Annotated in this window: 11 protein-coding genes; 3 read left to right on the plus strand and 8 right to left on the minus strand. The window is 38.2% G+C overall.

Translation table 11 applies throughout. The features are described from left to right. Nucleotides 1-51: 51 nt before the first annotated feature. From VF06_RS22490 to VF06_RS22500, 3 genes are all read right to left on the minus strand, one after another. Complete coding sequence (locus tag VF06_RS22490; protein WP_099067566.1) at nucleotides 52-588, minus strand: PM0630 family protein; 537 nt, start codon at nucleotides 586-588, stop codon at nucleotides 52-54. A 354-nt stretch (nucleotides 589-942) separates the two neighbouring features. Further along, a complete protein-coding gene (locus VF06_RS22495) occupies nucleotides 943-1,509 on the minus strand; it encodes a hypothetical protein (RefSeq protein ID WP_099067573.1) in 567 nt (188 codons plus the stop codon). A gap of 204 nt (nucleotides 1,510-1,713) precedes the next feature. Next, nucleotides 1,714-3,066, minus strand: a complete 1,353-nt coding sequence (locus VF06_RS22500) for a helix-hairpin-helix domain-containing protein (RefSeq protein ID WP_099067565.1) — start codon at nucleotides 3,064-3,066, stop codon at nucleotides 1,714-1,716. 550 nt (nucleotides 3,067-3,616) lie between these two features. Here VF06_RS22500 and gatA point away from each other — a divergent pair. Then, complete coding sequence (gene gatA, locus VF06_RS22510; RefSeq protein WP_099067564.1) at nucleotides 3,617-5,077, plus strand: Asp-tRNA(Asn)/Glu-tRNA(Gln) amidotransferase subunit GatA; 1,461 nt, start codon at nucleotides 3,617-3,619, stop codon at nucleotides 5,075-5,077. Between the two features lie 110 nt (nucleotides 5,078-5,187). On the opposite strand, the gene VF06_RS22515 is transcribed toward gatA, so the two are convergent. Then, nucleotides 5,188-5,643 (minus strand): helix-turn-helix domain-containing protein, encoded by a 456-nt coding sequence (locus tag VF06_RS22515; protein WP_099067563.1) that lies wholly within the window; start codon nucleotides 5,641-5,643, stop codon nucleotides 5,188-5,190. 196 nt (nucleotides 5,644-5,839) lie between these two features. Here VF06_RS22515 and VF06_RS22520 point away from each other — a divergent pair, with 196 nt between their 5' ends. Further along, nucleotides 5,840-6,736 carry an alpha/beta hydrolase gene (locus VF06_RS22520; RefSeq protein WP_180267332.1) on the plus strand — a complete coding sequence of 299 codons (897 nt, stop codon included), beginning with the start codon at nucleotides 5,840-5,842 and terminating at the stop codon, nucleotides 6,734-6,736. Nucleotides 6,737-6,934: 198 nt separating this feature from the next. On the opposite strand, the gene VF06_RS22525 is transcribed toward VF06_RS22520, so the two are convergent. Beyond that, nucleotides 6,935-7,333: a TIGR02588 family protein gene (locus tag VF06_RS22525; RefSeq protein WP_099067562.1), complete on the minus strand. Its 399-nt coding sequence runs from the start codon at nucleotides 7,331-7,333 to the stop codon at nucleotides 6,935-6,937. Then, nucleotides 7,330-8,217, minus strand: a complete 888-nt coding sequence (locus VF06_RS22530; RefSeq protein WP_099067561.1) for a TIGR02587 family membrane protein — start codon at nucleotides 8,215-8,217, stop codon at nucleotides 7,330-7,332. The genes VF06_RS22525 and VF06_RS22530 overlap by 4 nt, the downstream gene beginning before the upstream one ends. 302 nt (nucleotides 8,218-8,519) lie before the next feature. Here VF06_RS22530 and VF06_RS22535 point away from each other — a divergent pair, with 302 nt between their 5' ends. After that, on the plus strand, nucleotides 8,520-8,702 hold the full coding sequence (locus VF06_RS22535; protein WP_073642970.1) for a CsbD family protein: 183 nt from the start codon (nucleotides 8,520-8,522) through the stop codon (nucleotides 8,700-8,702). A gap of 161 nt (nucleotides 8,703-8,863) precedes the next feature. Here VF06_RS22535 and VF06_RS22540 read toward each other — a convergent pair whose 3' ends face one another. Next, nucleotides 8,864-9,136 carry a GlsB/YeaQ/YmgE family stress response membrane protein gene (locus tag VF06_RS22540; protein ID WP_099067571.1) on the minus strand — a complete coding sequence of 91 codons (273 nt, stop codon included), beginning with the start codon at nucleotides 9,134-9,136 and terminating at the stop codon, nucleotides 8,864-8,866. A gap of 310 nt (nucleotides 9,137-9,446) precedes the next feature. Then, the gene (locus tag VF06_RS22545) at nucleotides 9,447-12,245 is read right to left on the minus strand and encodes a two-partner secretion domain-containing protein (RefSeq protein ID WP_099067560.1); all 2,799 of its coding nucleotides are present in this window, start codon (nucleotides 12,243-12,245) and stop codon (nucleotides 9,447-9,449) included. Nucleotides 12,246-12,514: the final 269 nt, after the last annotated feature.

Raw genomic sequence — 12,514 nt, forward strand, 5'->3', positions numbered from 1 at the left:
CCCATCTCCCCATCTCCCCATCTCCCCATCTCCCCATCTCCCCAGTCTCTTTTATATCCGCTTAACTGGAATCACTTCAAACTCAAAAGTATTAATTAAACGGTCGTCAATATAGACTTCTATTTTATATTTACCAAGTGGATCGCCAGGAGCGATCGTCCAAAAATTCTCAATCACGCCGTCGGTAGCAGGCTGTGTGCGCCTGGTTATAGATGTGGTACCGTCTGCGGAAATTGAAAAGTTTTCACCGTTATCTGTACCCCAAGTTTGTGGAGGTTTTGGTAAACGCAAAACTTCGCGCCATTTGACTTCACCTTGATAATTTTTGAGTTTCATTCGCCATCCGTAAACGTTTCCTTCCTGGAGTGGGACTGTTGTTGTCTGGAAAATGGTAACGTTACCTTTGGTGTCAACTCTCTTCAATCCAAACTCAGCGTTACTAACAGTAATCTTTTTCAGGCTGCTTGGTGTAGGAAATGACGTGGCGTTTTGTCCTACAACAGAAATAGCGTTAATTGGCTTGGAAGATATCACCCCAAATATGAGCCAAGAAGAAGCTAGCACAGCAATAGTAGACCAAATTTTCATTTTTTTTGGTTTTCCTGTCAGACGTTTGGTACTTATTCCAGTAATCTGACATATTTTCCGGGTCAAAGATATTAATAGTTGAACAAAGACAAAATTATTTTTACTAGTTGGTTAGATTCAATACTAGTGTTGGCGATCGCTATTTAAGAAACTTCCAAGTAAAAAAATATTCCATAGAAGACTGTTGACCGTTGACCGTTGACAGTCAGCAGTCAACAGCGAACAGTCAACAACCTAAAACTTAAACCCCAGACTTCTTTGACAAGTCCGGGGTCTAAACACTGGGAATATAAAATCAAATATGATTGCCATAGAGCAAACTTATGTTGATAGAGAATGAATTTTGAGTTGAATTTAATAACGTTTGCTGACTTCAATACCTTTTTCAACAGTGTGATAATTTCTTCGCCATTTTTCCAAATGGTCTATAGATATTGATTTCGAGATGACATTCACACCATTTCCGCGCCAAGCGACTTCTGGATCTGTTGTGAAAACTCCACATTCTAATTGGTCTAGTCTCATATTCCAATATTCGCTAAATCGACCTTTTAAGGTAATAACTTGCTCAAATACCTTATTTCTGTGTTTATTTCTTCTTTTTCTTTCTGTTGCTCCGGTTGCTTCTGTATCAATAAACTTAGTTTCAATTAAAAACAGACTGCCTTTATAGGTTAAGTAAACAAAATCACATTTACCCAAATCTGTATAATCTGATATTGGTGATTTTTCAAACAACAACAATTCCGCGCATGAGGGAAACAAGTCTTTAATATTCAAAAATAAATAAGCCTGCAACAAAAGTTCCTTATCATAAGGAAACAACAGCACCCCTTCAAAAAATTTTTGAATATCCTCCTGAGTTTGGGGTTGAATTCTTTTACAGTATGAAACAAATTTATGTAGCTCGTTGACGATCATCAAGTTATAACTCCTTCCCCCAGTCGCAGCCTCAAGGTTCATGGCATAAAAAGATACCATTTTCTTAAGTTCTATTCCATCCGCATAAGTAACTAAAAAAAACTTCCAAATCCCTAAATACTTAAGGCAATTTACTGTTGACAGTTCAGTAAAACCGTTAACTTAATTTACTTACAGTACTAGTGGATTTTTCACTTTTAATATTCAGCTACCAGTCAGCGATTTGATATGAGCAGAAAATCTGGCGTTTTGTAAAGCTTGGACAGTAATCCTAGAATCTTGTACGCAAAATTGCCAACCCAAGCGAACAAGTTTACGCGAATTTTCAGTTTGTATAACTCCAATTACTGGCATTTTCGCTTTTTCTTTATCTGGTGAATGCTCTTGCAAAATTGTTTTTAACCGATGTAATTCTTCAATATTCACTGCTTGCTGGGGATTTAATTCCACCATTACCATTTGAACTGTTTCTACTGGTTCTACGTCTTCAACGATATATTGAGTTTGATCGTCACGTCGATCTACTTTTCCCCAAATAATTAATCTGGTATCAACCTGGAGTAACGAACTAATACGTTCATAAGTTTTGGGAAAAACTACAGCTTCTACTTGTGTAGTTAAGTCTTCTATTTGCAAAATTGCCATTTGATCGCCTTTTTTGGTAACAACCTTTTTGACGTTATTCAACATAACAACTGCACAAAGTCTTGCATCTTCCCTTTGCTCTCCCAGTTGTGAAAGATTAATTGGAGTCAAAAGTGGTGCTATTTGTCGTAAAGATTTGAGTGGATGATCTGATACATAAAAACCTAATAATTCTTTCTCCATTTGTAATTTTTTTTGTGGAGGAAAATCCGCCACAGCTGTAGACTTGGGAGCAGTTTCAAAGGCATTATTTACTCTTTTATTTGGAGTTTGAGAAAATCCATCACCTAATAAATCAAAGAGATTCCCTTGACCGCTAGCTCTATCTTTAGCGCGAGATTGTGCCCAATCATATACTAATTCTAGGTCATTAATTAACTGTTGACGGTTAGTTTCAATTTTATCAAAGGCTCCACAATATATAAGTGACTCTAAAGTACGGCGGTTAACTGCACGTAAATCCACGCGATCGCAAAAATCTGCCAGAGATTTAAACTCTCCTGTTTCATTTCTCGCTGACAAAATACTGGCGATCGCATTTTGTCCCACATTACGTACAGCCGAAAAGCCAAACAAAATCTTTCCTCCTGTCGGCGTGAAATCAACACCAGAACGATTGATATCTGGCGGATCTATGGGAATACCCATATTTGTACAGTTAGTAATGTATTTTTGTACCTTATCTGTATCACCACTGTTTGCCGTCAACAGTGCCGCCATATATTCCAATGGATAATTAGCTTTTAAATATGCTGTTTGATAAGTTACATAACCGTAGGCAGTTGAATGGGATTTATTGAAGCAATTAGAAGCTATTAAACCGCTTTTAATCGCAAAATTATGGTCGCGTTCTACCCCAATATCATAGACATTTTGCCTGCCTATATATTTGCGTGTTAATATTTTTACCATCCTACCCCCTTTCCAAACAAATTTTGCAAACAAAATTAATTAATTGATAAAATGATGAAAATTGTAAATTAAGTATTATCAATAATACAACTCTTCAACGCAATAAAACATTGCTATACTCTTACACAAAATTAATCACAATATATCAAAAGTTTAATAAACGAATAAGTAAGCAGTTAATAAGCAGATAACTAATGTTTTAAAAGCTTATTAAACACATTTAAATAGATACTAATTCGCTTGTATTTGGACATAGGGCATAGGGCATAGGGCATGGGGCATGGGGCATGGGAGATAGTAACGCTAAAGGGCCACAGGGAAAAGGGTAAGGGGCAAAGGGGAAAGGAAAGATCCGTCCTTGTCCTCTTTTACAAAGTTTGGATCGGAGGTCTCCTCCGCTCCAACTTTGCGCCTTTCCCCTTTCCCCTTTCCCCTTTCCCCTTTACCCTTTCCYCTTTCCCCTTTCCCCTTTCCCCCTTTCCCCCTTTCCCCTTTACCCTCCATTCAATATGTACTAAAATCAAGGACTTGAGTCACAAAGAGAGCAATCATGGCATCCATCCGCGAGTTGCACGAACAGCTAGTAAAAAAAGAACGTTCTGCTGTTGAAATTACCCAAGAAGCTTTAGAGCGCATTCAAGCGTTAGAGCCGAAACTGCACAGTTTTTTATGTGTGACGGCAGAACGGGCATTAGAGCAGGCGGGTACTGTGGATGCCAAAATCGCTGCTGGAGAACAAATCGGACTGCTAGCAGGGATTCCAGTGGGGATTAAGGACAATATGTGTACCAAGGGCATTACCACCACCTGCGGCTCCCGGATTTTGGAAAATTTTGTGCCGCCTTATGAATCAACAGTGACACAAAAACTGGCTGATGCTGGAGCGGTGATGGTGGGTAAAACTAATTTAGATGAGTTTGCGATGGGTAGTTCCACAGAAAACTCGGCCTACCAAATTACGGCTAACCCTTGGGATTTGTCACGAGTCCCTGGTGGTTCTTCTGGTGGTTCTGCTGCTGCGGTAGCAGCCGAAGAATGTGTGGTTGCTCTCGGTTCTGATACTGGGGGTTCCATTCGTCAACCTGCATCTTTTTGCGGTGTTGTGGGGATGAAACCAACTTATGGCTTGGTTTCGCGTTATGGTTTGGTGGCTTATGCTTCATCTTTAGATCAAATTGGGCCATTTGGAAACACAGTAGAAGATGCTGCGATATTATTGAATGCGATCGCAGGTTACGATCCCAAAGATTCCACTAGCCTCAAAGTTTCCATTCCCAACTACGCTGCTCACTTAAAACCAGACTTTAAACCAAGAGGCCAACTGAGAATTGGTATCATTAAAGAAACTTTTGGCGAAGGTCTAGATTCTGTAGTAGAACAAGCTGTTACCAAAGCTGTTGACCAACTACAAAGCTTGGGAGCAGAAATTCATATAATTTCGTGTCCGCGCTTTCGTTATGGCTTGCCAACTTACTACATCATCGCTCCATCGGAAGCCTCAGCTAACCTAGCTCGTTACGATGGCGTTAAATACGGTTACCGAGCCGCTGATGCCGATAATCTGCTATCTATGTACACCCGTACCCGTGCCAATGGTTTTGGCACAGAAGTCAAACGCCGGATTATGATCGGCACTTACGCCCTTTCCGCTGGCTACTACGACGCCTATTATTTAAAAGCTCAAAAAGTCCGGACACTGATTAAGCAAGACTTTGAAAAAGCTTTTGGTAAAGTTGATGTGTTAGTTTGTCCCACATCTCCCACAACAGCATTTAAAGCAGGGGAAAAAACTACTGACCCCTTAAGCATGTATCTAAATGACTTAATGACTATTCCCGTCAATCTTGCTGGCTTACCTAGCATCAGCTTGCCATGTGGTTTTGACGATGGAGGGTTACCCATAGGATTACAGCTAATTGGTAATGTACTACGAGAAGACCAGCTTTTTCAGGTAGCTCATGCTTATGAGCAATCCACCAATTGGCATCTGCGTAAACCGCAAATATCTTAAAAATGGGCATGAGGTAGGGGAAAAGGTTAAAGGTTAAAGGGGAAAGGGGAAAGGAATAAATTTAATCTTTCTCGTTTTCCCCTTTCCCTTTCCCCATGCCCTGTTTGCCTTCACTGATTACTAACTATCGACTGCTGATTGTTATCTTCTGGAGTCACTGATTCAGCTGTCAGGCGTGGATTAAGTGTATGAAGAAGACCAGCAGACGCACTTAGTAATAATAAAATATAGGTAATAAGAAGAGGTATATATGTATTGCGTTTTTTATCTAAATTTTTATGAGTATTTTTAGGGTCTTGGCGGACAACATTCGCTATCAGCATGTGCGATAAAGCATTTCCATCTAGGCCTAAGGCATCTCCATAACGACGGATGAATCCTTGGAGAAAAATAGGCTCTGGTAGTTCTTCAAATCGCTCATGTTCTAATGCTTCCAAAACGCCTAATCGAATCATTGTTTTTTCACTTATTTCTTCGATGCGTATGGATTTTTGTTGCCTCACTTGTCGCAAGTGTGTGCTGATTTCCTTTAGTTGCTCTAGTTGAGCTTCGTTTAAGGGTGTCACAGTCTTCTCCTGATATGGACTAACTCTACTTTCATTGATGAAGACTTAAACTTGCATACGTAAATTTACTAAATATTTGATTTTTAGATAAATTTTTTTTGTTATGGCTTAATCGCGTATTTTAAAATGCTAAAGCAGTTATATTCAGTATTTTTTTTGTTATAATATACACTCAAAAAAACAAAATCGGGGATGAATGAAAAGTGACAAACTGCAATTTATAATACCAGTATTTACACGAATGCTACTCTGGGCTGGGATAATTACGGCGTTTAGTTACTTAGGCATTTGTCTATTTCTTTTTATCAGCCAAACTCGATTCATTTTCTTTCCCACTCCTGTGATTGAAAAGACACCGGAGTTTTTTAATCTCCCTTACGAAGAAGTTTGGTTACCTGTAGCTGCAAAAACAGGTAAGTTAGAACGCATTCATGGTTGGTGGATAAAAACTAAGCAACCAAATGCCAAGGTGTTGCTATATTTGCACGGTAACGGCATTAATATTGGCGCAAATGTAGCTCACGCCAATCGATTTTATCAGTTAGGATTTTCAGTGTTACTAATTGATTATCGGGGTTATGGCCGCAGTGGAGGTTCTTTTCCCAATGAAAAGCGGGTTTACGAGGATGCAGCCACAGCTTGGAATTACTTAGTACAGCAACAACAAATTTCACCCAGGCAAATTTTTATTTATGGTCATTCTTTGGGGGGTGCAATAGCCATCGATTTAGCAGTGAAACAGCCACAAGCTGCTGGTTTAATCGTGGAAAGCTCTTTTACATCCATCCGCGATTTAATTACTTATCGAAAAAAATTTTGGATGTTTCCTGTAGATTTAATTTTGACACAGCGATTTGAATCTATTAAAAAATTGCCAAACTTAAAAATACCTGTTTTATTCATTCATGGCGTTGCTGATTCAGCTGTACCTTCTTTTATGAGCGAAAAACTTTATGCTGCTGCTCCCGAACCAAAGCAACTATTTTTAGTTCCAACTGCGGAGCATAATAATACCGCAGTAGTAGGAGGTTCAGAATATTTGCAATGGATAGAGTCTTTTGTTAAACAAGTTTTAGCAGTAGATAAACTATAAATACTAATATTTTAGGCATTATTGAATAGAGTTCTTGCAAAAGTGCTTTTTGGACTCTTGTGGTCAAAGGGAAAAGGGAAAATACCAAACCTTTCCCCCTTTACCCGACTTATGCAAGAAGTCTATGCAACAGGTCTAATATGAGGATAAAAATTAAAAATTCAGAATTCTGAATTCTGACTCCTGAATTCTCTTGCATTATGGCAATTTATAACTACCAATACGCAGATTTAATTTACCTTTGCTGGGGTTTTTGCTGAATACAAATGCGCCTTCTTCTGTTTCTCGACTAGATAAAAAGTCAATTTGTTGTTCTCCTGATTCTGCAACTTCGCCATCAATTACTAACTCAGCAATAATTTGAACTGACTCGGCTGTGCCTCCTCCAGTATTTGCGACTTCAAAAGGTACATAAAATTGCCCATTAATTTCGCGGATCGTCTCTTTTTTACTGACAGAAATAATAGGAGGTTGGTTTTTTTCGTTTAGCCAAGTGTAGACTACTAAACTTACAATGATGGCTAGGATAAACGAGGCAATAGTGAATGTTACCCACTCAGCAAAAGAACGCTTTGGTTTTTGTTCTGTTTTAGTCATATCGCTAACCTACCAGCTGCGCCGCCAATAGTCGCAGGTAAACCTAACATTAAGGTGTGGTCTAACCACATTGTCCAGGGGTCGCTAAAAGTCAACTTTTGAAAGAACCACAGCATAAAAGCACCTGCTAGTAGTGATACTAGATAAGACATGATAGTTTCGCTAGATGGCCTTTGGAAAATTCCTTTTTGCTGTCTTCGCTTTCGCTGGTCAGAAAAGCCTGCTTGAAATACAATGCTATAAGAAATCAGCAAAGATGCAGCGATAATTGCTAATTCCCAAAGCGGTGAAGCGGCGGCGGCTAACATGGTAATTTCATCTGTTGGCGCAATGTTAAATGCAACAACGATCGCACCAATTAAAGTTGCACCTATATCTGCTAAAGTGGCATCTATTTCGCTTTCGTTTTTCTTAGCTTTATCATATTTGCCAGGTATTGTTTCCTCGTCGCCATTGCCGTTTCTAGTGTCTCCCAAAAACTGGTTGGCTAATGCTACGCCAAGAGTGAAAGGTACACTTTCAAAAATAATTTTACCTAAAGATTCTCTCAGGGAAGTTTCTAGGGTCAATTCTCGCAATAGTAGCAGCACAAAGGTAGAGCAAATTATTCCAATGGCCATTGCTTCTACAGTATCCATTGCAGCTTGTTGAGCTTCCCAAGTATATCTGCGTTTGCGAAAACCTTCTGTTTGGTTGAGCAAGAAAACCACAATAAACATCAGGGCGATGGCCATCATCATCAGTTGTGGTTTTGCCAGCGATCCAATCCACCAGACCTCCATTGTGTACAGCAAAGGTATGCCAAATAAAAAACCTCCACACGCACCGCGAATGATGTCATTAATTTCGCTTTTCCAGATGTTTTTATGACGTTTTGTTGCCACTCCTTGACTTTCCTTTGTTGTGAAAATTTGCTTTTGATGGAAATTGCCAAAGCGATAGGGGCGTATGGTTGTACGCCCCTAGATATCTATCTGCTGATTGTATCGTGACTTTTTCTTCAAAATATATAAATTCTCTATTATCCATCACCTACATTTTAGACTATGCGGTGTTGCACCATTTGGCATCCATCTTAAGATATTATACTTTGCATAATTTTTCTCCCCCTTGATGGAAGTAACAAACAATACATTGCTATTACATTTAGTAGTAACTTGACTAACTACAAGCCGGAGATAAAACCATGAGTGCCGAAAAAAGAATCGAAGCGACTGCAAAAAATATAGAAGGAAAAATTCAAGAGATTGTGGGTGAAGTAACTGGTAATCCCCAAGATAAAGCTGAAGGACAAGCAAAGCAAGCCGAAGCCCAAGGTATTCACGTTGTAGAAAACATCAAAGATGAAATCAAGAAAGCTTTAAGCTAGTGTAGCCTATGCAATGTAATTCATAATTTTAGTGCAGATTCATTTCAGGTATTTTAACATTAACTACTCCACTAACTTCGATGAAGTGGAGTTTTTTTTATTTGGGCAAAATTAGCTAACAACTTAGCTCCAATTAGAATTTTTCTAGCAATTTGATTCAATTAATAAGTAGCACGATTAGACACTAAATTCCATATAAAGATAGCGATGATTGCACCAATGACGGCAACAATTATACCAGGGATACTCAGGGATGCGGCAGCCAATTGAAATCTACCAGTCTCTAAAAGAGTAACTAATATTCCGCCAACTACAGCACCTATAATACCCAGTACCATAGTTGCAATGATTCCACCACCTTGACGACCGGGATAGATAGCTTTTGCTATAGCTCCGGCAATCAAACCCAGAATTATCCAAGCAATAATGTTCAGCATAAATTAATCCATCAGAAAAGTTAATAACTAGCTTAGAAATTACAATACTGTTTTCCTTCTACCATAAGATATAGGTATTAAATTCGGGGAAAGTTAACACACTTTACTAAACTTCACGATTATAAGTCCTATATTTAGAAAATAACGGCTGAAGTTCTGATACCATTTGTTTGTCAAGCTGCGCCAAATATGCCACTTTTTTTCAACGCAAAGGTACACAGAGATTTTTTAAAGATAATTCGCTATGTCGGAGAATAATTAGGCGCATCTTTATAAAGAATTGGTATGAATACGAACTTCCTATTAATTAAGAACATTCACGGCTTAAAACAACCTTGTCATTTGATAGTCGATATATTCCTTGCGGTTCAATTATGGGGTCACCAATTTTCCATCTTGAACGGGAAATATTTCTTGTAGACGAATTGTTTTGATTTGAGACAGACTGCATAGTTCCAGTGGAATATGGTGAAAGTGGTGCATCACCAGGACGTTCGGGTAAACCGCCAGAACCGGTGACAAAAAAACTACCACCTTGTTGATTATTCCGTCTGACAATACAACTATTGGCGAGTAAAGCGTTGGTATCAATTGCATTTTCTGGTAGTTCTGTCAAACTGTTTTGCAGAAAGCTGATGTCGGGTACTCCGGTAATAGTTCCTGAAACTGCACCACTGGCATTGACATCTACTTGTTGATTGTCATTAAGTGTATTTATGGTAGCAGTATCAGTTGTAAAAGCAGTAGGACGATAGAGGGGAGAACTGAGAAATGCACGGGTGTTGAATCTAATATCCCCGCCTTGACCATCGCTGGCAAATGAGAGAATATCGCTATCATCAAGGGCAATAATTGAATTGGCACTTAGAGTAATATCACCGCCTCCACCAGCGCCAGTAAAAACATTAGTGCGAATGTCGCTGTTACCAAAAAGGCGGATATTTTCTGCATTAATATTGATATTTCCTCCAGAAGATTGTATCGAGGAGGTAGAAATATTACTATTAGTTGCAATTAAATTTCTTGCGGCATTCAAATTAATATTACCCGCTTTTCCTGTTCCTTCACTCAGGGCAACAATTTGGGCATTATCAGTTAATTCAACTGCGTCAGCTTTGATTATTAAGTTTCCGCCATCACCGGAACTTGTAGTTTTAGTTGAGATTACTGAACCATCACGGGCAATGAATTCTCCTGTTTCTAAAGTGAAAGTTCCGGCTTTTCCTGCACCTAGAGTTTCAGTTGATATTATGTTCTGACGGTTTTTATCAGTGGGTGATATACTACTCATGACTACTGATTTAGTCGCCCGTATATTAATATTTCCAGAGTTGGACTGACCTAAGTTTTGTGTATTTTGTAAATTAATATCATTACGCAGTAGTAATATTGCAGTAAGTAGAGTCTGCTCAATTGCTGGATCTAGAAAATTATTTGTTTTGGTTAAAACATCTAAAGAGTTATTGCTGATGAAGTCAAAGCTACTATTAGTTAATTGACTGCCATCAAGTATATTTAAATTTTCAGTTTCGATATTAATATTACCACCTGATGCCGCACTAAAAGAATTAGCAAATATTCCGCTATTTGACAAATTGATAGAATCGGAAATTTTGAGCGTTGTATCACCAGGATTTCCTTGTCCTAAAAAGCTAGTAGTTGCGATTGCTGATACATTTTCCAGGTTTAATGTTTTAGCAGAAATCATCATATTTCCTCCAGCACCTTGAGTAGTTGAGTTACCTAACCCAATAGAGGAAGTAGATAATGTACTATTATTCAAGTTGACAGAATTAGTAGCTTGTATTGATACATTACCTGCATTACCCTGTCCGCCATAAGTTGCAGTACCAATAAAAGCCAAATTCATGTTCAAGTTTTCTGTATTAATTAAAATATCTCCGCCATCTCCAGTACTAGATGTATTTGTAACAATCACAGGAAGACGAGTAACACCAGACATATTGAGAGACATATTGAGATTTTGGGTATTAATGATAATATCTCCACCCTTTCCAATCCCTTCTGCATTTGTACCAATGCTAGAAATATCAAATATATTGAGATTTTGGGTATCAATGATAATATTTCCGCCCGTTCCAGCAGCGTATTTAAGTGTAGCAATCTGAGATGATTCAAAAATATCTAACTGTGATGCTTGAATTTTTATGTTTCTGCTATTTTGATTGCGGAAAGTTACTGAAATAATTTCAGATTGTCCAGCAATTTTAATATTATTACCTACCAATTGAGTTTCACCACCAGCTTCACCAGTAGTATTGATGAGTGCTTGCTTAGTTAAATAAATATCTGCTTTAGCAACATTTGTTGGGAATATTAAATCGAGATTATTCCCATCTATATTTAATGCAACACTACCATTTTCTGCCAATCCTCCTACTTCAACTTTGCCACCTAAAGCTGTGATTATACCGCCATCAAAAATGACATTACCGCCTAAGAGTAATATGCTTTTCTCATAGGAAGAAGTAATTCCTGATGTTATGCCTGGATAAAGATTTACGCCTCTTGATTGATTAATAATTGGCGCAGGTTGTATTTGATTAAACAAAAAAGCCGAAGGATTAATCGTCAAAAGTTGAGGAACTTCGGGACTAGAAGCGCTAAATAATCCTTGGTTATTAAATCGTACCGCATCCGCAGTAGTAGCAACGAATGAACCACCAACATTGATGCTACCATTTTGACCAAATATAATGCCATTGGGATTAATTAAAAATAAATTGGCTTTGGAAGGAGAAAAGTCACTTTGAAGAGTACCCAGAACACCAAAAATCTCCGAACGGTTTGTTCCTGCCACTCGTGCTAATATATTTTGAATATCAGCGCTAGGGTTAATAAAATAAGCACTTCGACCCTCGCTGACATTAAACTCCCGAAAACTGTGAAATAGGTTAATACCTCTAATTGCTCCTCCTTGGATTAATTCTATAGGCAGACCCAAGAAGTTTTCTTCAACTAAAGAACTTTCGGAGTTTAAAGTATCATCAGGTACGATGTTACTACTTTGAGCTAAAACTGATTCTGCCAATACAACGCAAATCAACCAACTTATTACAGTTAGTTGTGTCAGAATTTTTTTCATGATTTATTCAAGGTTCAGATCCCCGACTTCTTAAAGAAGTCGGGGATCTTATTTTATTGATTATTAATAGTGAATATACCTGATTAGAGATAAAATACAAAACTAACTTTGTTAATTATTTATTGTCAATCTACCTGTGCTGAAATTTCAGAAGATAGCCACAATATTCTTTTTAAAAAGAAAAAACTACAAATCAAGATGGCGCTACTGGTTGGCATTTTTATTCATATCGAGTTTGACATTTTGCTTGTGGCTGGGTGATGTACTAT

Source organism: Nostoc linckia z4, from assembly GCF_002608075.1.
Taxonomy (GTDB): domain Bacteria; phylum Cyanobacteriota; class Cyanobacteriia; order Cyanobacteriales; family Nostocaceae; genus Nostoc; species Nostoc linckia.